A 20,373-nucleotide genomic window follows, 5' to 3' on the forward strand; every position below is an offset into this window, starting at 1 on the left:
TGTCATCCGTTTTTCTTGATTGAATAGTCATAATACGGCGGCTGACTCAAATTCAGTGTAATCGTATAATTCCCAGCCGTCCCGATTTCTATGTCCGTACCCTCTTCCGACAGTTTGGAAAGTCCTTCGGACGCTCCATATACAATTATCGGGTCGCCATAACCGACAGCAATGGTGGTAAACTTCAGCGTTCCTGGCGACAAATCCGTATCCAGGCTCCAGAGACGCGTTTCCGAAGAATAGGTCATAGCCTTCAAGGAACTGATGGCAGAGCCTGTAACCGCCCATTGCGTGTGGAGCAGCGTCATCACCTGAGTCGCCGCATCGAAATTAATCTTCCATACGCCCGGAGAAGTAATTTCGGGGGTTCCGTTATTGGAAGTCCAGTTTCCCCAAGGACCATCGCAAGCAAAAACATTTCCACCGGCAGACTCTTTCTTCACCATCTCGAACGAGCAGCTTGAACCGTCGGCTCCACCGGAGAAGTCGTAGTAGGAAGACAAATCCGAAGCAACAAGACCGATATTATCCCAATTCGTTCCGGTCAAATCAATATATCCCTCAAACTTGGTATCATAGTTGATGGAAGCAATCTTTTGCGATTTGTCCGGATTGACATAATATCTTTCTCCTTCCGGTCCATAGTCTCCGGTTTTGACGAAGTACATAAACGGCGGTTCATTGTAGACCATCTCAACAAAATAGCTTCCGGTTTCCATGCCGCGTTTCAAGACAAGCTCCCATCTGTTGCCGGTAAAAGTCACCTCGTCACCTACGGCAACGTTAGCCTCAGCCGAGGCATCTGCAAGAACGATTGATTTCACAACGGCCTTTGTCGAAGCCTTTCTGACCTCAAGGGTCAATACATTATCCAGCGTCTTGTCTTCCTTCAACCTGGGCACCGCCACATAGTCCATACCCTCGACCGACAACACCAGAGAAGATACCGGAGACACTATCGTGGGATTGGCAGGCAGTTCTTCGCTGCTGCAAGACACTCCACCAACCAAGGTACTTAAAAGTACCCAAAACAAAAATATATTCTTTTTCATCTTGTTCGTTTTTTTAAGGTTATTGTCAATATCCGGGGTTCTGCTTTACTCCGGTCATAATCATTAACTGGTCATTCGGTTTCGGCAGCAGATAGTTATGGTCGTCTATCGTTGATTCCGGATACCAAGGAGACAATTTCTCTTTCAACAGATAACGGCGGCAGAGGTCGAACCAGCGGTTACATTCAAACGCCAGCTCCCAATTTCGCTCGTCAAGAACCGCGTCATCAAACTGTTTCGCCGTCAAGCCGGAAAGTTCGGGCAAGCCTGCCCTTCTGCGAACTTCATTCAGTGCATCATAAGCCTTTTGCGAAGGGCTTCCTTCTGCAAGATTGGCAGCCTCGGCATATATAAGCAATATATCAGAATAACGCAACATGCAGTAAAAGCCATCCGCATTCTGCCCGCTCCCGATGGGCGCATTGTAATATCCGCCGCTTGCAGGACCGGCATCGCGCAGTTTCCCTACGTAGGGCTGAGCCGTGTTTGTCTGCTCCCACGGGGTTCCGTCTATCATAGTCAGATAAAAAGTACCTTTCACACGGCTGCCATCTCCTTTAGGAAACATATCAAAGAAGCGGCTGTCGCTTGTCCAGTCGGCCCAACCTCCTTCACCATTGGCATCGGGACGAGTGGCACGGAATTGATAACCGCCCGTCCTGCTGATGGAATTGCCATAAAGGGTGAAAATAAATTCGGAATTAGTCTGTCTGTTATCATACAGCCACAAGTCGAAGAAATTTCTCTCCAACGAATAAACTTTCTCATTGATAACTTCTCCAGCCTTATCACGTGCCAGCGCATAACATGAAGCGTCGTTCAACGGGAAGCCTGCCATAGTGAGATATACCTTTGCCAGCAAGGACTTTGCCGTCCAGCATGTGGGACGGGTACGGTCTTCCCGCTTCGAAGGCAGTGTCGTTTCCGCCGACTGCAAATCCACAACAATCTGTTTATAAATATCAGCTATGGCAGCCTGCGGTTCCACCGACGCATTCTTCTGATTGGCCTCCGTCAGCAAAGGAATCTCACCAAACCAGCGAACCAGCTGAAAGTAACCGAAAGCACGGAGGAATTTGGCTTCGCCGTCAATGGGGCTCAACTCCTCTGCCGTGAGATTCGTATTCTGTGCAACCAGTTCTATCGTAGTATTACATGCACTGATGCTCGAATAACAATTGTTCCATAAAATATCCGTCACTTCTTCCGGATTGCCTACTGTGTTAATGTTAACCTGCTCGAATCCTTTCCATCTGACTACCGGGGTACATACATCTTCCGCACCGGCACACGCAACGTAGGGTGCATCTTCTCCATAGAGCTTGACAAGGGGGGTATAAGCTCCGGAAATATAACTGTTGAAATCGACAATTGTCTTAAAGAACTTGTCAGATGTGGGCTGTCCGGTCAAATCTTCCGATAAATCGGCACATCCACAACAGATGGTAACGGCCATCAATCCCACTACCATTCTTTTTATATTCATCTTTATTTTCATAATATATCCTTAATTTATCAGTTAAAATGTAATATCCAAACCCACCAAGAAGCTCTTGGCCGAGGGATAGATGCCACGGTCTACCCCGGCAGCAGTAGCGTCGGTTCCCATACTGGCTTCGGGGTCATATCCGGTATAGTTCGTTATCGTCCAAAGATTGTTGGCACTCACATAAATACGGGCAGCATTGAACCCTGCCTTCGACAATAGTTGCCGGGGCAGACGATAGCCCAAAGTGATATTCTTCAACCGCAGATAAGCGCCTTTTTCAACCCAACGGGAAGAGTTGACGTATTCTGTTCCCGAAAATGACGGAATGTCCGTTTCGTTCTCCGGCGTCCAACGCTCTTTTATAACCGGATTGGTAGGAAAAGCATCCGAAGAATAGACTTCACGACGCACACGGTTCTGATTATAAACATCATTGCCCGCTACTCCCTGCCAAAAGATGTTCAAGTCGAAATTGTAGATGGTAAATGTATTGTTGAAGCCAAAGCTCCATGTGGGCTGCGCATTGCCTATGATGCCGATATCGTCTTTATCTATTTTTCCATCCTTGTTGAGATCTGCATATTTGGCATCTCCCGGCTTAGCACCATACAAGGCAGCAGTAGTCGCTTCATTCTGTTTCCACACTCCGGCAAAGGTGTAGCCCAGGAATGTACCCATCGGCTGTCCTACCATCTGCACGTAAGAGCCTACCAATCCGGGAAAGTCGGCATTGCTGGTGTAAATCATCATATCGGAAAGGCCATCCAGTTCCAGAATTTTGTTCTTATTATAGTTCACCGTATAGTTTATATCCCATTTGAAGTTTTTTGTCGATACGGGAATACCACCGAATGTCAAGTCAAAACCCCGATTGGATACCGCGCCTACATTTGTCAGGATAGATTCTACTCCCAATGCCGTGGGCACCTTCTGCCACATCAACAAATCGGTTGTCTTCTTCTTGTAATACTCGGCAGAAAAACTCAGCCTGCCGCCCCACCAACGGCTGTCGATACCTACATTCAGCTCATTCGTACGTTCCCACTTCAGGTTTTCATTACTCAACTGGGAAATGGCAAGGGTAGGATTGTTGTTGGCATCCAAGCCGGGAGTAAACTTCAACTGGGAGGCAAACGACGGAACAGCCGCATTGCCCACCGTTCCGTAGCTGGCCCTTAACTTGAATTCGGGGACAACATGACGGAATCTCTCCATAAAAGCCTCTTCCATCAAATTCCATCCTACGGAAAAGGCTGTGAAACCGTCGTATTTATGCCCTTCGGCCAATTGGCTGGCACCGTCGTAACGAACGGAAGCCGACAACATATACCGCTTCTGATAACTGTAATTGACGCGTCCCATGAACGACTGCATGGTTGTTTTGGAAGTTTCCGCCCAAGGCTGCTGCAAGATAGAACCAAACTGTATTCCATTGTATCCCAATCCCACGGGGATGCCTTTGGCTGATGCTGTCGTGCCATCATAGCTATCTTTCAGCACTTCGTAAACACCGGTTGCCTGCACATTGTGCTTACCGAAAGATTTGTCGAAAGTAAGGATTGAGGTACTTTGCAATGCAATATAATTAGACTGCGTTTTGCTTCCGCTTACTTCCGTAGTCGGACCGTTGTTCACTACCTGATTGTCGAAATAGCCTGAAGTCCGGCTATTGGTCTTGTATGAAAACAAGGTCGAAAATTTCAGGAAATCCCAAAACTTATATTCACCCGTGACAGCAACATTAAACACGGAAGCAGAGTTATCATTTACAAACTCCTTGGCATATCCTACCGGATTGAACGAAGTAGGCCCTACACCGCCCGGCTGCGTATAGCCGCCTTCGCTTTCGGAATCATAAACCTTCTTGGTGGGCGACCATTGCAATGCCGAACTTATAGCTTGTTCATATTCACCTTTCTGTGATTTGTTATAGGAAGCAAAGGTGTTCAGTATAAAGCTCAAACGCTTGTTGGCTTGTATCTTAAAATTTGAGCGGAAAGTATATTCCCTGAAATCCGTATTCAAGACAACCCCTTGCTTGTCAACATATCCCCCCGCCAGAAAATAAGATATACCTTCCTTTCCACCGCTCACACTGACATTATGCGTATGGGATATGGCTTCTTTGAATATTTCATTCTGCCAATTGGTTCCTTCTCCTAAAGCGGCAATTTCATCCTGCATAAAAATCGGATTCTGCCCGTTTTCAATTCTCGCTTCATTCAGCAAAGTTGCATAGTCTGTCGCATTCAGAGAAGGTAACTTCTTCCTTACCTGGTCAAATGAAACAAATCCATTATAAGAGATGCGTGCTTTGCCGGTTGTACCGTTCTTGGTTGTTACAAGAATGACGCCATTGGCACCTTTAGAACCGTATACAGACAAGGCCGCTGCATCTTTCAGAACCTCTATGGATTGAATCTGGTTAGGATTCAAGCTACCGATGTTTCCATCTTGTACACCATCGATAATCACCAAAGGGTCGTTGCCGTAGGTCAGAGAGTTTGAGCCGCGAATACGGATAGAGACAGCTCCAGCAGGGTCACCACTGGTGTTTTGTACTACAACACCCGATACGCGTCCCTGAAGAGCCTGCGCCGTACTTGTATTGGGAGCAGAGAGCAATTCTTCTGATTTCACGGAAGATACGGAACCGGTTATATCGCTCTTCTTCTGTACTCCATAGCCTACAACCACAACTTCATCAAGCATTTCCGTATCCTCTTTCAAAGTCACTCTTGCCAGCGATTTATCCGTTACCTTAATATCTACGGTCTTATATCCGACATAGGAAATTGAAATCATGGCATCTCCAGGCACATCCATGAGAGAATATGTACCATCCATATCGGTAATTCCTCCATTGGACGTTCCTTTCACCATGACAGTAGCGCCGATAATGGGTTCACCATTGACATCTACAACAATTCCGGTTATTTTCTTTGCAGATGAAGCGTTTTGCGTGGGTTTGCGAATAAGAGCAATTACATTTCCTTCCTCTTGCTTGTACGAAAGAGCCGTTTTTGCCAGAAGCTGCTGCATAGTCTGGTCAATCGTTACATCCTGCACATTCAACGATACTTTCCGGTCCAAATCCGGCAGGCTCTCATTGTAAAAGAACTTATAGACACTCACCTGCTCTATCTGCTTCAGGGCAGACCTCAACGGTTGCTCCTTGAAGCTGATTGTGATTTGGGAATAAGCACTAAAGGAAATACTTAGAAACAATGCCAGACAGACAGTCCGCACTGCGTTCCGATTACCACTTCTCCCGACAAAAAAGCGGAGGAGTCTTAAAAAGGCTAACTTGTGTTTCATACATCAAAACTTTTATAGGTTTGATAAGTATACAGCCACCCCTATGTCTTCGTCCAAGCCGCCTTCCGTTTTTAACTCCCGTTAACCTATTTGCTTTTTATCACGATGACAGAGCCGTCCATTTCGTACGTAAAATCGGCAGTAAGCATCAGCATGTTCAAAGCATTCCGGATGCCATTGCCGGGGATGGTTCCGGTGAAACGTTCGTTCAAAAGCTTATCCGACTCAAAGCGTATCTCTACATTATAAATGCGCGAAAGAGTACTCATGATATTCTTCAACGATTCTTTGTCGAAATACAGATTTCCCTTTATCCACTCAATGTAATCTTCGGAATTCACTTTTGTGGTAGTCAGCTTTTGGGTAAGCTTATTGTATTCCAGCTTGTCGCCGGGAATCATGGTGTGCGACATTCCTTGGGCGTACACCCCTACTTTACCTTCTTGCAACACAACAACGATGTCCTCGTCGTCTTCGTAAGCCGAAACATTAAAAGAAGTTCCCAGAACTTTCACTTCCAGCTCACCGACTTGCACTATGAAAGTACGACTTTCATCATGAGCAACCTTAAAAAAAGCTTCTCCATTGAGTTGCACACACCTGTTTTTTTTACCAAAATCATTCAAATAACTCATTTGAGATGCTGAATTCAGAACAACATTCGTCCCATCCGGCAACTCAATCCTTGCCTTGTCACCCTTATCGGCCTTCACAACGAAAGGCATTCCGGGTGTTTGCGACATGTCTATCAAGTAATAAGTGAAGAAAGCGAGGCAAACGGGCAGACAAATCATGGCAGCCCATCTCAGAATATTCATACGGATAACCCGCGCAGAGCGTGACTTGCCAACCGTCTCTTCCTTGATACGGACAAACATCTTGTTGCGCAATGCAGAATCAATCTCTGCATCCGATTTGGCGAATTCCTCCTCCCACCAGTTTTGCAGGTGGCAGTCGTTCTTCATCCAGTCCATTAGTTTTCTATACTGTGCCTTATCCATCTTTTTGTTATTTAAAAGTATACACTTTCATCCCGCTTATTATCCAAAAGCCCTTGTCACATTTACACTTCATTAACAAAGAATACAAATAAAAGGGCAAGAACAGCGTCGTAATTCTGCATTAACTGCGTGCGCATGAATTTTACGGCAAGAGACAACTGCGTGGCAACCGTGCTCTCGGATATTCCCAATTGTTCTGCTATCTCCTTATTGGTGTAATGCTGCCTTTTGCTCAGGATGAATATCTTTTTGCGTTGTTCGGGAAGCTTGTCTGCCAATGAGTCTATGTACTCATGCAGAAAGTGCAGGTCGATGCCTTCTTCCGTCCGGAAATCACGGTCTACGCCGCTTTTCATCAGATACTCGTTATAGACAAACTCTACAGTCTGCCTTTGGTACATATTCATCAGCAGATTCTTGGCAATGGTGCAGAGGAAAGATATGAATGATGATTCCGGGTCTACTGTTCCGCGTACCTCCCATATACGGATAAAGGTGGACTGCACCACTTCTTCAGCCATATACCGGTTGCCCGCGGAAATACGCATGATGAAGTTATACAGCTTACCGCTATATCTGTGATAGAGCTTCTCGAATGCCTGGAAAGAGCCTGCACCCAATTCGGCCAATAAGCGTTTTTCATCTGTAGAATCGACCATATCCTTAGATTTTTGCAACAAAAGCATATCCTTTACGGACATAAAGAGATGGCAATATTATCAATATTTTCGCAAATAAAGGCAGATAAAAGGAAATATTATGTGAAAAAAGAATTCAAAGTGATTTTGGTGCGGCAGGAACTTCATACTTTTTGAGTGTTTTTAAATGAAAGACAACTCCACATTCTGAAAATCAAAAGGATGTTTGTTTTCCAAAACACATTTGTTATCTAAGTTTGCCCTAAATACACAAACTATGAGAATTATAGCCAGGAGCATTTGGGAAGTACAGCAAATCAAATCCCATAAAAGAGGCATCACTATGATGCCTCGAATTTTAGTTGCAAACTCCCCTTATTCTATTCATTTGCCGATGTAAGGATAGAATTAAGCTGCTTTGGCAATGTGCTATGCTTCTTCTTCATTCCGCGCATTCCACACAAACAAAGCCAGCAATGTAGATAGCAATGCCGCCCCTATCCAGAACCAGTTGATGTAGGTAAAGTCGTACACCTCCACGCCATCCACCAACTGCTTGTTCCCTTCTATCAGCACGCCGCTCATTACGTCTTGCAATCCTGCACCTATATAGCTGGCTATACCTACAACGCCCAATGCTGCGCCCGAAGCATTGCGCGGAGCAATATCTACAGCCATCAGCCCTCCGAGAAAGCAAATCAGCACACCGATGCCAAGGCCGAAAAGTATCATGGCCAAAGCGTCCACCCAGAAATGAACACCGGGAACCAGCAGGAACAAGCAGAGTGCAACCACATTCATCAGTCCGAAGATAAGGGCGGGCACATTACGGCGGCCGCCGAACAGCTTGTCCGAAATGACACCGGAAAACATCGTACCCACAATGCCACAGACCGAACTGATGGAAATGATGAAACTGGCATCCAGTGTAGAATAGCCCTTCTGCGCTTCCAGATAGAATACGCCCCAACTGTTCACCGCATAACGGCTGATATACATAAAAGCACTACTGAGTGCCAATATCCAGATGGCAGGATTGCGAAGTACGGCTTTCTGCGCACGGCTGAATTCCTCGCTTTCCAACACACTCATTTTTTTCTTCGCCTTAGGCATATTGACAATGGGCAACCCTTTGCTTTGCGGTGTATCGTGGAAGAAACGCCAGGCAATCAATGCACCTGCCAGCCCCACAAGTCCTGCTCCAAAGAAACCATACCGCCAGCCGAAAGCACTGACAATGGAGGCAATGATGATAAATGTCATCGCCTCGCCGATGTTGTGGCTCGCACTCCAGAAGCCGTAGAAAGAACCGCGCTGTTTGTCGGTGAACCAGCGTGACAAGCCTACCACGCAAGAAGCGGCCCCCATCGACTGGAACCAGCCACTGATGCCCCAAAGGATGGCAAACAAGATGAATGAATGGACAAAGCCGAGACAAAGGTTCACCAATGCCGTGACCAAGAGTCCGGTAGTCATGAAACGGTTGATGTTGCTGCGGTCGGCCAGGAAACCGTTTGTAAACTTACCTATGGCATAAGTGAAGAAAAGTACGGAACCGATAATACCCAGTTCTGTTTCGGAGAAAATACCTTCCTCCACTATCGGTTTCTTCACTACATTCAAGCTGAGACGGCATACATAATACATGCCGTAGCCAAGCGTTGCCGCAAGAAAAGTAGACCATTGCAGCCGCTTCAAGCGCCGTTGACAGGCGGACACAGAAAGGTCGGTACAAGGTTTATCGGAAGAAACCTTGTAGAAATTTATAAGATGTTTCAACATTGTATTTTGTTATTGGATTTAAGTTTCGCAAGCTCAATCGCAACCATCCGGCGGATGTATAGCGAGGAAAGGAGATATTCCGTCGCTACACTCCGCTGAATGACAGAGATTACTGAATATAAATTTGTATTATGCCAGAGCCTTTGCAACCAAGCTTGCGGAACTCGAACGGATAGTGAACCAAATTGCTTTATTCGTGCATTTTTTTCGTTCTCAGATACTCCAGCAAATAAGCCGGACGGTCAGTCTGTAGGATGCGGCATCCCAATGTGTCAATCAAATAGCCATAGCCCTCATCGGGGTTTTGCAAAGACATGTCATCGTCGTGTCCGCCTGCCATCGTATCCCACAAAGTGTTGTACCAGATAAGGGAGCGGTCGGCTAAAGTCGTTGCCAGCTTCTTGGGAAGCGGGTTGGAGTCCTTTACATACAGCAGTTCAAAAGCTACGGGAGACATCTCCTTGACAAACGTCTCTATCTGTTCCTCGGCCCCCGGCTTGTCGAGGTCGACAATGGGCATATAGATTACGTCATTCAGATAATCGCCGAATTGTTTCTTGACTTCGGCTGCTGTTTTGCGCCCTTTCATTATAATCTGCTTGGTGGTTCCGGTCTTCTTCATCAGCTCATAAATCTGGTCGAAATAGAGGTCGGCCTGGTCCAGATTTATCATTATCTTGCCTTTGGCATGCAGCAAGGCCTCTTCCAAAGTAGGAACTTTGTGGATGGTACGTATGTTGCAGCCGTTTTTCAACTTCAACCCACGTATGTAGTCGAGAGTGGCTTCCGAAACCAGCCCCTTGCCGGTAGTTGTGCGGTCCAGTGCCCGGTCGTGCATCAGTATCAGTTCACCATCCTTTGTCTTCTTTACATCCAGTTCCACAATATCCACACCCATTCTAACGGCATTGTCTATTGCCTCTAAAGAGTTTTCCGGAAAATTGCGCCAGTCGCCGCGATGGGCTACCACAATTACTGAACTCTGGTCGCGATTCATCAGTTTTTCACGAATCTGCGTCACTCGGTCTTGAGCCGAAAGCTGCAATACTGCCAAAACAGCAAACAGCAATAAATATATCTTTTTCATCATTTCATGGATTATAAATTCAATCATTCCAATGCATAGCCTTCGTTCTGCCAACCGGCTTTGTCATTGACATTCTCTATTTCGGTTTGAGGAACCGGATAGAGCTGCCGGTAAGCATCAATACCGGGAAATATGGCAGCCATTTGTCCGGTGCGAACAATGTCGAACCAACGGTCGCACTCCAGAGCAAGCTCCAAACGGCGTTCCTTATATACTGCCTGGCGGAAGAGTGTTTTTGTGGACAGTTCGGCCAATGTTTTCCCTTCAAGACCTGCATTTGTGCGTACGGCATTCAGAGCATCCAAAGCATCTTGTGTAGGAACAGCGGCAAGCTCATTGGCAGCTTCGGCATACATCAGCATCACTTCGGCACAACGCATTACCGGAAAGTCGGCACTGGTCTCATTGTTCGTTGCCGGAGCATTGAACTTGCCCGGACGCTGTCCGCTGCCCGTAGGTTCTACCAGGGCCTTACGGTTATCCTTGTCGCTTTCAAACTCCGCTTGCTCCAATGAGATGATATTGCCATTGTCATTGTTACGATAGCGGTTGTTCTGATGTACCGACTCGCCTACTCCACCTTTCAGATATTGAACGGCAAAAATAATGTCCTTGCTCGTCTTCAAGTCGTTGGGAAAAGTTTGCGGCATGGGCACCAGCATCAAGTCTTTTCCGGCATGAATGGCTGCTACCACCGGAGCAAGTTCATTGACCACTTCCTGATAGTTCTTCCTATATAAATAAACCTTTGCCAGCAATGCATGCGCCGCATACGAAGTGGCACGGCCTCTTTCCGATTCGGGCCAAACCGCGGGTAAACCTTTGGCTACAGCCAAGTCGCTGATTATCTGCCCATAGACTTCATCAATGGGAGCACGCTTGTTGTTACGCGCTTCGGCCACGGTCTGCGTTTTTGTAATGATGGGCACCTCGCCCCACAAGCGAACCAGGTTAAAGTAACAAAGAGCACGTATAAACGAAGCTTGTCCGGCAATGCGAGAGCGCTGTTCGTCGGACATCGGCACTTCTTCCACATTCTGCAACACCAGGTTGCAACGATAAATAGTCTTGTACAACGAAAGCCATGCCCCCGACAAGTTGGAGTTTGCCGGAGTTTCCGTGAAAACTTCTATCTGATAAGTGATGCCGCCACTGGCACCGGAATTGTCATTCTTCACATTGTCACCACGTACTTCCATCAAAGTCATGAACTTCGCTCCATACTGGTCGCTGGATTGCAACTCATCATAGATACCTATAACGGCTCCTTCCAAACCCTTCACATCCTTATAAAAGGTTTCCTCCGTAGGAAAATCAATAGGTTTCAAGTCTATAAAATCACTACAGCTTGAAAGAACCATTGCTGTAAGAACAAACATTATTACTTTTTTCATATTACTGTCTTTTTAAGATTAAAACGTAAGATTAACACCTATCGAAGTGGTTCTTGCCAACGGGTATACACCATAGTCTTCGCCATTGGTAGTAGCGGCACTGCGATTTGAAACTTCCGGATTATAGCCTTCATAGTTGGTAAAGGTAAACGGATTTTGGATGGAACAGTATACGCGCGCCGACTTCAGATACACCTTTTTGAGCCAGTTTTCGGGCAAGGTATATCCCAACGAAATATTCTTGATGCGCAGGTAAGACCCGTCTTCCACGTGCCATGTAGAGGTGGTGCCGTTCTGCCCCTTACTGACGCGGTTGGCACGTACATTCATTCCACTACCAGGATTGTCTTCCGACTTCCAGCGGTTCAAAGCTCCTTTGTAGTTATTCATATTCCCTTCGTGGTTATAGAAATACCGGCGAGACAAGTTCAGGATTTCATTGCCCTGCACACCTTGAAACACAATGCCGAAGTCAATGCCTTTCCAAGCCAGTGTAGCACCGAAGCCATAAGTAAAGTCGGGCATATAGTTGCCCACGATGGCGCGGTCGGTATCCGAAATATCAAGTATCCCGTCTCCATTGACGTCCTTGAACTTGAAGTCGCCCGGCTTCGTGTCGGCCAGTCCGTAGTTGGTGGGAGAATCCTTGTAGTGCAAAGCTGCATCCACTTCGGCCTGATTCTTATAGACACCTTCTACCACTGGAAGATAATAGCTTCCGATGGCCTCACCCACGCGGGTTATGAAATAGGCATTGCTCACCGAACCGGAAGAAATAATATCGGCATTGCCCGGTCCAAGTTCTTTCACTTCGTTGATGTTCTTCGAGATATTGAAGTAAACACTCCAGTTGAAATCGCCCATCTTCTGATTGGTGGCGATATTGAATTCCACACCTTTGTTGTTCACCTTGCCGATGTTCTCGAGGCGAGTGTTGTAACCGGTTGTCATGGGTACGGGGACATTGAGCAACAAGTCATACGTGTTACTGTTATATAAATCCAGCCCCAAAGTCAAACGGTTACTGAACAGCGACGCATCGAAACCTACATTCACCTGCGCTGTCTTTTCCCAATGCAGTTCGGGATTGGGCATGCTCTTGGGGGCCGCACCCTTTATTACTTCGGCATTGCTTCCGCCCAACACATAACTATAATAGGCAACTTCGCCTTGTGCACCATAGTTGGGAATACGGAAGTTACCCGTCAGACCGTAGCTGGCGCGAAGTTTCAAGTCGTCGATGAAAGTCAGCGACTTCATAAATTGCTCTTCCGTCAGACGCCATCCGGCAGATACCGACGGAAACCATCCCCAACGGTTCTGTTTGCCAAAACGGGAAGCACCGTCGGCACGGATTGCTCCTGTAAGCATGTACTTGCCTTTATAGTTATACTGAATTCTGGCAAGTCCTGAAAGCAAGGCCCATTCGGAAGCATGCGAATTGCCGCGGGTAACGGTACCTGCATTGAGAGTGGGCACGCTGTTCGTAATGAATCCGTTGGCAAAAGCATAAGTACTTTCGTCTCGTTGGTATTGCATGGTCCAGCCTACCAGTGCAGAAAGAGAATGCCCGTGGATTTCCTTATTATAGCTCATCGTTTGCTCAAACAGCCAGTTGTACATCTTGGCAGTCTTCGCCGTTGCTTCGGGCACCGACTCCGGATTTCCCTCCGTATTGGAAATGGGGATAGTGGACGGACGGAACGTATCTTGCGAGCTACTGTAAATATCCACACCGAAATTGGCCCGATACTTCAATTCGGGCATAAAAGCCACTTCTCCGTAAATATTGCCAAAAACACGGGATGCCTTCGTTTCGTCCTTCTGCAACATGGCTAATGCTACGGGATTCCATACTTGCGTCTGGCTGTTACCTTTCTTTATGGAACCGTTTTCGAGTACTGTCTGTGTATTGGGACTCCAGGCATTCTGAGAGAAGCAAAATGAACCGTCGGGATTATAAACCGGAAATATAGGAGCACTGTGCAGCGCCGAAGCAATGATACCGCCACCGCCCGAATTGTAAGCGCCGTCAGAATTAACCGCATTCTCTATCGTTACAGACGGATTGAGCGAAAGGCCGAACTTGAAAATACCTTCGGTTACATCGAGGTTGAAGCGCGAGCTGTAGCGCGTAAAGTCACTGTTGATAATGACACCTTCTTGTGACAAATAATCTACAGACGCATAATATCTTATCTTCGGGCTGCCGCCTGAGACAGAAACCGAATGGCTCTGCATGCCTGCCGTACGGAAGATTTCGTCCTGCCAGTCCGTGTCTACCAGTCCTTTTTCACCTCTCAGGTATGGCAAGATTTCAACGGGAACAATTGTATTATAATCATTGCTTGTATTTTGCAGACGGATGGCATTGCTGTCCGAGATGTCAAAAGACAAAGGATTCTTATTCTGCGCTATGAGCTTACGGTTGATGGACTCCATCTTGTCGGTATACGTATTGTTGCGTGCATCGTTCACCAAATCGGCATACTCGTAGGCATTCAGCATGTCTATCTTCTTTGAAACCGTCTGCCAGCCATAGTATCCGTTATAGGAAACTGTAGCACGCCCTTCCTGCCCTCTCTTGGTAGTAATCAGTACCACACCGTTCGAACCACGCGAACCGTAGATGGCAGCCGAAGAAGCATCTTTCAGCACCTCGATGGACTCTACATCGTTCATATTGAACGTATTCAGCTGCTCCTGGGCAAGAGGCACACCGTCCACAACATAGAGCGGAGAGGTTCCTGCCGTAATAGTGCCCGTTCCGCGTACCTTAATCTGCAAGGAAGAGCCCGGAGCACCCGTCGACTGAGACACCTGCACACCCGGCATCTTGCCCACCATCGCCTCGGCCATGGAAGTAACCGGTTGGCCTTTCATATCACTGGCACGAAGGCTGGCAATGGCAGTAGTCACGTCGCGCTTCTTCTGCACACCATATCCCACAACCACTACTTCGTCCAGCAACTCGTTGTCTTCCATCAAGACGATTCTGTCCAGGCCTTTGCTGCCCGCTTTTATCTCTACCGTCTGATAGCCGATATATGAAAAGGCGAGCATCGCATTCCCGGGTACATCGGCCAGGCTATAATTTCCGTCAAGATCGGTAATCACTCCATTGGCAGTGCCCTTTACCAATACACTGGCACCGATAATCGGCTCCCCGTTTGGGTCTACCACTTTTCCGTTGATTGTCTTTGTCCTCACTTTCTCAATAAGCTCTCCACTTTTCTGATTGCCTACGGATATTGTATTGTTGTCCCTATTGAAATATAATTTTGCTTGCGAGGTAATCTGCTCCAAGACCTCTTGCAAAGAAGCGTTGGAAACATGGATGGAGATGCGTGGAGCTGCATTGACTATTTCTTGGTCATAGAAGAATTTCAAACCAGTCTGCACGCCCAGTTGGTTGAACACATTCTCTACCGTTTCATTCTGAACATTCAGTGTAATGCTTCTTGTCTCTTGTGCCCGCACGTATGGGGCTGTAAACAACAAGCATACGAACAGTAAAAAAGCTAAAAATGAATCTACATTTCTACATTTCCTTTCAGTATTAGGAAGATTATTCATAAATTTGTGCGTTTTAGTAATTGAAATAAATTATTAAAAACAAAGATGTGTAATGCGCGATACGTTATTCACACGGGTCGAAACGAATGAATATCCGTCCGGATTACCGGAATAGGGGCTTCTCTTAGAGACAGCTCCTATTTTTTTGTGTAGCTCAAGTTGGTGGTTTCATACTTAATTTTATTAATGATAAAGGTTAACACTCTGGCGATTCGCTTATATATAGTACACAGTCGCCCGAAGAAGCAGGGGTCTCATTAAGATATTTTCACTATTTATGCGAAGCAGTGATTGAATTATATTCATATTTGATAAGAAAGGAACCTAAGTGATTAGCAGTACTATCTCAATTGAGGGTGTGTCGAAATAGAGACTTAGAACACAAATTACGCAAATTATACAAATCATGCTTTTTAATGACTACTGATAATCAGGGATTATCCGAGTCGCTTATTTGCGTAATTTGTGTAATTCGTGTTCCCTTATCACTTCTGACACACCTTCTACCCGTAGGGGGAGGTGGTAGGTAAAACAATAAACACCTATGAATCATAAGAATAAGGTTTTCTTTCCTCACCTACCACCCCGCCCTTTGGGCACCCCTCCTTCTTGAAGGAGGGGAATTGAGATAGTACTTTTAACTCATAAGCGTTTCTGAAACAGTTCATAACTGATAAGAAAGAAATAATCCGTGCTTGAGTAACAAGAGTTTCTTCAACTTGCCCTCACCACCCTCACCGTTTTCCTGAACCTCCCTGTTCATCGGTGTTTCGGAGGTGAGTGAGAGCAATTTCCATGGGTGAGGGCAAGTTTTGCCCTCACCCATGGAAATTGCTCTCACTCACCTTGCCGAGTATCTTTCTGCCCCGTCATTTGTAGGGAAAGCATCGGTGTTTCTTACGAAAAATGCAGTGAATTGATAGTGTGTTCACTATAGTGGTCTGTCTTCTTCACGATAGTGAACAATTCGGGCCATCTTAGTGAACATACTTGTTCACTTAAGTGGAGCGTCAACAAACTCAAAGACTTTTCAGGAGAAACGTATGTGCGAAACACAATGAATGCCTGCACAGTACACTACAAACGCCTTTCAAATACCCTTCAAACGGACAGCACCAAGCCCTTTTTTCTATATTGGCCTGAGTTCGATATAAGGCTTTGCTTATAACTGTATAATAGCGAGTCAAATTCAACTCCTGATTCACACTATTTATAGAGCAATACCTTGTTCCCATCTTTCTTATAATGAATGCCGCTGGTATATTCGATAGACTGCAACACAGCTTCCAGGCTCTTGTTGTCGTGCTCGCCCGAAATCAGATTCTTGAACACCTGCCCTTCGGCAAAAGAGATGGAGCAATTATAAACGCGTTCCAACTCTTTTGCAACATCGTTTATCGGAGTACTGCTGAATCGCAATCCGCCTTTCCGCCATACTGCCACAGTGCGTTTTTCATGCTGCTTGTTGTATTCGCCGGAAATGGTATTGATGTACACCCGCTCCTGGGCGCTTAAGCGCATCATGGCTTCTGGCAAGTCCACTTGCACCTTGCCACTCTCCACATCGACAGAAACAACCTCATCGGACAAATAAGCTTTGATATCAAAGCACGTGCCCAATACACGAACGTCGAAATGATGGGTATTGACAATGAACGGCTGCTTCTCGTTGCGATGAACCCGAAAGTAGCCCTCACCTTCGAGCTCCACCCTGCGTTCGTTGCCCGCAAAGCGGTCGGGATAGCGAATGCGGGAGCAGGAGTTCAAGACCAGTTGCGTGCCGTCAGGAAGCAACACCTGCTTGCATTCGCCATAAGAGGTCGAGGCTTCCAGATAAGAAATCTGCTGTTCGTTGATGTAATCCAGATATCCGACGCCACCCAGCACCAAACAAAGAACCGCAGCCGCAGCTGCAGCGACAGTTGCCATGCGGCGAAACCAGGTCCGTTTTTTGTGCTCGATGCGCTTCAACAATTGGCGCGCCTCTTTCTTCGACTTCTCGCGTTCGAGGTCAGTCAGCGGTTGTTGCGACGCTGATTCGTCCCAAACATCGGCAGCCAGTTCCTCAAGGATGCCTTCCGGTTCCGGCACAGCCAAGTGGTCTGCCAACTTGCTGACATCTTCAACCGTGTACAAGTCATCCAAGTAACGGCGAAGCAAAGTCTTATCTTTCTCGTTATGTTTCATAATCGTTTTTTTGCGGGGAGCTACAAAGATGTTCTTAAACTATCCCTTTTAAAAGAATAGTACACGCAAAAGCGAAGCATCTAGGGTGTATTTAACGTTTTTTATCTCATACGGAAGAAAGATGGGCTTCATTACAAATTCATACAAACAAGAAGCAGCACGAGGTCGGCAGCCGCTACCGAGTTCTTCTGCAAATATCCGCGCAGCGATTTCAATGACAAGGATATAGACTCCTGCACCGTATTGACCGATATACCCAGCGTTTCAGCAATCTCCTTGTGAGACATCTGCTGTTCACGGCTCATTTCAAAGATTTCACGCTGGCGGGGCGTCAATTGCTGCAATGCACGCAAGATTAGTTGCCGCAAGTCATTAGCTAGAATTTCATTCTTCGTTTCATCGGTATAATCCACAGCCTGCGCAAGGACATGCTCCTTGAGTTTGTTCTGGTTATCGAGGTCGCGCAGCTGATTCAGCACACGGTTGCGAACAATTGTATAAAGGTAGGAAGAGAAGGAAGCATCGGGATTGATGAAACGTCGGCTCTGCCAAATCACGGTGAAAGCGTCCTGAAAAACATCCTCGGCATGCTCGCGCGACTTCAGAAAACGCATGGCAAAGTATATCAGGCGGCCCTTATAGGCAGCGTACAGTTCACAAAAAGCATCCTCATCTCCATCTATCAGGCGGAGAACAAGTGCCTTTTCATCAATTAGAGTTTCTGCTGCATACATAGGGCTATCTTTACATTCAAGTACAAAGGTATCGCTAAGATGTTGCAAACGTATGTAAAATTCGGGAAAGAAAAAAGAAAAATGAAAAATAAAGCCGGTTCATCCCTCAAGCAATGACCGGCTTTAACACGCTTCTATCGTCTATAGGCTTTCAGTTTATTCCTATAATAAGCCTCCACATCCTTCCAATGGTAATAAGGAGCCAGTTCGCTTTCTACCGGAAGTTTCATCTCATGCTCGTTGAGCAGCACCTTTACAAGAATGTCATCACTGCCTTTCTTGCGGAAGAAAACGAATTGAACGTTGCCTGCCATCGGGAAAATCTTGTAGTTTCGCCAAGTTTCATCGAGTCTGCTTAAATCGGTAGTCTGATAAGCACAATCACCCAATTCCAGCAGGCATACCAAAGGAAGCAGGCAAGATTCATGGCCGAAACGTAAAGTTGCGCTGTTCTCTTTCTTCACGATGCAAGTGTCGGCCGTATTCAGTATATTTTCCAGCAGATTGGATTCCATATAAGGTATTTCGCTTTTGGTGAGCGGAGACGGGCCATAGGATATATACCAATTCTTGTTGCTGATTTGCCACAAATCATAGCATTCGTCTTTGGTGAAGAGAGAGTAAAGTTCCAGATTCGTGTCGAGACTCTGCATGTTGCTTGCCACATCAAACAACCGGGTCATCAATCTGCCGGCATCCACTTTCCAGTTTACATAATCCTCGTTGTTGAACAAAGCCTTCATCAAGCGTTCCGGATGTACATGCTCCTTCCGGATGGCAGCCTTCGCCTCGACCACTTCATCCGCCTTGCACAATGTCTTGACATAGGGGTCATCGTTATTCATATAGTACATGTCGGCATAGCTGGCATCGTTCTTGAACTGCAACTTCGGATTGAGAGATTGCAGCTTCAAACATTCTGCCGCCATAGAAAGAATGCAGCGGATAACCACCGTGGAGCATGCATCCACCTCGGCTTCTCCTTTAAAGACTTCCGGGAAATTCTTGTACATTCGCTCTGCAATGCCTTTGTGCTGGCGTGCACCCAGCGGAGTCAGTTCACCATATCTGCTCTTAGCCATGCGCGAGACGCTATCCAAAACACAAAGTGTCTTCTTTCCCAACTCAGTGAGCACACCATTCTCATCAGCCTCACGCATCACTGCCAACGGCTTCTCGTAATCATCCGGATTTATAAGGAACCGTGAACCATGACGGGCATAGTGGCTCAGATAAAAGGGTTTATAACCTGCAGGAGGAGCTGTCTGCTCCACAGTCGGTTCGGGATAGGCATAGTAATTGGCTGCCGAACGATGAACATCTGCAAAGATTTCTTCTTTGGCTGTCTGGGCTCTCATTCCAAGCACCAGGCAACAAAGAACGGTTAGAAAAACGAAACGCTTCATAGATACTACTCTTTTATGATTTATTCATGTGAAATCTCTTTCAGGTATTCTTCTATCTTTCCGAAGAAGGATGCCAAGTGCGAACCATCAACAAAAGAATGATCCACATAGATGGAAAGTGGAAATACCAGACGCCCTTCACGGGTCACCGTTTTTCCGGCAGTCATCAAAGGGTGGCTGCAAGCATTCCCGGCTTCGGCAAGCGTATAAGTGGTAGAGGTGAAATACATCTTAGGGACAGCGCTCAAATGCACTACATCGTAATCGCCTTGCTGCGCGAGATGCTTCTCGGCTCCATAAGGATCGCCATCTTCGGGAATATTGGTAATCAAAGCATAGGCTTCGGCATAAAAGCGGTTGAAATCTTCGTGATAAGGTATGCGTATTGTATAGAAAGTCTTACCGGGAACGGCTATCGGAGAAATGATATCCACCCGATCGTGAAAGACGACCTGTCCATTCTTGTCTTTACGGAAACGAAGTTCATCCACCTCGTTTGCCGAACGGAGCACGGCATAAAGATAGTAAAGGAAAAAAGAGCGTCCCGCTGCTCTGGCAGCCAGACTTGCCTCTGTACAATCAATCTCTGTAGTAATGGAATACCAGGAGCTAACAAAGTTGCGGAAAAAGTTGTAGTTATCCCGGCGTTCCCAAGTTTCAATGTCTATAATCTGTTTCATATACAAAAAAGGGGGTTAGAAAAAAGGAT

Annotated in this window: 13 protein-coding genes; all 13 read right to left on the minus strand. The window is 46.4% G+C overall.

Annotation, left to right across the window (positions count from 1 at the left end; genetic code table 11):
* Window positions 1–2: 2 nt before the first annotated feature.
* Complete coding sequence (locus tag DXD65_RS12210) at window positions 3–1,052, minus strand: hypothetical protein (RefSeq protein WP_057089556.1); 1,050 nt, start codon at window positions 1,050–1,052, stop codon at window positions 3–5.
* Between the two features lie 25 nt (window positions 1,053–1,077).
* The gene (locus DXD65_RS12215) at window positions 1,078–2,538 is read right to left on the minus strand and encodes a RagB/SusD family nutrient uptake outer membrane protein (protein ID WP_117887678.1); all 1,461 of its coding nucleotides are present in this window, start codon (window positions 2,536–2,538) and stop codon (window positions 1,078–1,080) included.
* Between the two features lie 33 nt (window positions 2,539–2,571).
* Complete coding sequence (locus tag DXD65_RS12220; RefSeq protein ID WP_117887679.1) at window positions 2,572–5,859, minus strand: SusC/RagA family TonB-linked outer membrane protein; 3,288 nt, start codon at window positions 5,857–5,859, stop codon at window positions 2,572–2,574.
* Window positions 5,860–5,945: 86 nt separating this feature from the next.
* Window positions 5,946–6,860, minus strand: coding sequence for a FecR family protein (locus tag DXD65_RS12225; RefSeq protein WP_117887680.1), 915 nt, complete (start codon window positions 6,858–6,860; stop codon window positions 5,946–5,948).
* A gap of 62 nt (window positions 6,861–6,922) precedes the next feature.
* Window positions 6,923–7,519: an RNA polymerase sigma-70 factor gene (locus DXD65_RS12230; protein ID WP_034523224.1), complete on the minus strand. Its 597-nt coding sequence runs from the start codon at window positions 7,517–7,519 to the stop codon at window positions 6,923–6,925.
* Between the two features lie 408 nt (window positions 7,520–7,927).
* Window positions 7,928–9,280 carry an MFS transporter gene (locus DXD65_RS12235; protein ID WP_005832748.1) on the minus strand — a complete coding sequence of 451 codons (1,353 nt, stop codon included), beginning with the start codon at window positions 9,278–9,280 and terminating at the stop codon, window positions 7,928–7,930.
* Window positions 9,281–9,470: 190 nt separating this feature from the next.
* Window positions 9,471–10,367 (minus strand): glycerophosphodiester phosphodiesterase family protein, encoded by an 897-nt coding sequence (locus DXD65_RS12240; RefSeq protein ID WP_005832750.1) that lies wholly within the window; start codon window positions 10,365–10,367, stop codon window positions 9,471–9,473.
* A gap of 23 nt (window positions 10,368–10,390) precedes the next feature.
* Window positions 10,391–11,761, minus strand: a complete 1,371-nt coding sequence (locus DXD65_RS12245; protein ID WP_057089558.1) for a RagB/SusD family nutrient uptake outer membrane protein — start codon at window positions 11,759–11,761, stop codon at window positions 10,391–10,393.
* Window positions 11,762–11,779: 18 nt separating this feature from the next.
* Window positions 11,780–15,337: a TonB-dependent receptor gene (locus DXD65_RS12250; protein ID WP_117887681.1), complete on the minus strand. Its 3,558-nt coding sequence runs from the start codon at window positions 15,335–15,337 to the stop codon at window positions 11,780–11,782.
* Window positions 15,338–16,543: 1,206 nt separating this feature from the next.
* Entirely contained in the window at window positions 16,544–17,524 is a 981-nt protein-coding gene (locus DXD65_RS12255) for a FecR family protein (RefSeq protein ID WP_057281682.1), read from the minus strand.
* A 131-nt stretch (window positions 17,525–17,655) separates the two neighbouring features.
* On the minus strand, window positions 17,656–18,258 hold the full coding sequence (locus DXD65_RS12260) for an RNA polymerase sigma-70 factor (protein ID WP_005832757.1): 603 nt from the start codon (window positions 18,256–18,258) through the stop codon (window positions 17,656–17,658).
* 134 nt (window positions 18,259–18,392) lie between these two features.
* Window positions 18,393–19,664 (minus strand): histidine-type phosphatase, encoded by a 1,272-nt coding sequence (locus DXD65_RS12265; protein ID WP_057089560.1) that lies wholly within the window; start codon window positions 19,662–19,664, stop codon window positions 18,393–18,395.
* 20 nt (window positions 19,665–19,684) lie between these two features.
* On the minus strand, window positions 19,685–20,344 hold the full coding sequence (locus tag DXD65_RS12270; protein ID WP_005832761.1) for a CatA-like O-acetyltransferase: 660 nt from the start codon (window positions 20,342–20,344) through the stop codon (window positions 19,685–19,687).
* Window positions 20,345–20,373 lie beyond the last annotated feature (29 nt).

This window comes from Bacteroides sp. 4_1_36, from assembly GCF_003466325.1.
GTDB lineage: Bacteria > Bacteroidota > Bacteroidia > Bacteroidales > Bacteroidaceae > Bacteroides > Bacteroides uniformis.

What these genes read in the sequence shown, in the direction of transcription:
- DXD65_RS12210 (WP_057089556.1), bottom strand. Translation starts at nt 1,052, where the DNA reads ATGAAAAAGAATATATTTTTGTTTTGGGTACTTTTAAGTACCTTGGTT.
- DXD65_RS12215 (WP_117887678.1), bottom strand. Translation starts at nt 2,538, where the DNA reads ATGAATATAAAAAGAATGGTAGTGGGATTGATGGCCGTTACCATCTGT.
- DXD65_RS12220 (WP_117887679.1), bottom strand. Translation starts at nt 5,859, where the DNA reads ATGAAACACAAGTTAGCCTTTTTAAGACTCCTCCGCTTTTTTGTCGGG.
- DXD65_RS12225 (WP_117887680.1), bottom strand. Translation starts at nt 6,860, where the DNA reads ATGGATAAGGCACAGTATAGAAAACTAATGGACTGGATGAAGAACGAC.
- DXD65_RS12230 (WP_034523224.1), bottom strand. Translation starts at nt 7,519, where the DNA reads ATGGTCGATTCTACAGATGAAAAACGCTTATTGGCCGAATTGGGTGCA.
- DXD65_RS12235 (WP_005832748.1), bottom strand. Translation starts at nt 9,280, where the DNA reads ATGTTGAAACATCTTATAAATTTCTACAAGGTTTCTTCCGATAAACCT.
- DXD65_RS12240 (WP_005832750.1), bottom strand. Translation starts at nt 10,367, where the DNA reads ATGAAAAAGATATATTTATTGCTGTTTGCTGTTTTGGCAGTATTGCAG.
- DXD65_RS12245 (WP_057089558.1), bottom strand. Translation starts at nt 11,761, where the DNA reads ATGAAAAAAGTAATAATGTTTGTTCTTACAGCAATGGTTCTTTCAAGC.
- DXD65_RS12250 (WP_117887681.1), bottom strand. Translation starts at nt 15,337, where the DNA reads ATGAATAATCTTCCTAATACTGAAAGGAAATGTAGAAATGTAGATTCA.
- DXD65_RS12255 (WP_057281682.1), bottom strand. Translation starts at nt 17,524, where the DNA reads ATGAAACATAACGAGAAAGATAAGACTTTGCTTCGCCGTTACTTGGAT.
- DXD65_RS12260 (WP_005832757.1), bottom strand. Translation starts at nt 18,258, where the DNA reads ATGTATGCAGCAGAAACTCTAATTGATGAAAAGGCACTTGTTCTCCGC.
- DXD65_RS12265 (WP_057089560.1), bottom strand. Translation starts at nt 19,664, where the DNA reads ATGAAGCGTTTCGTTTTTCTAACCGTTCTTTGTTGCCTGGTGCTTGGA.
- DXD65_RS12270 (WP_005832761.1), bottom strand. Translation starts at nt 20,344, where the DNA reads ATGAAACAGATTATAGACATTGAAACTTGGGAACGCCGGGATAACTAC.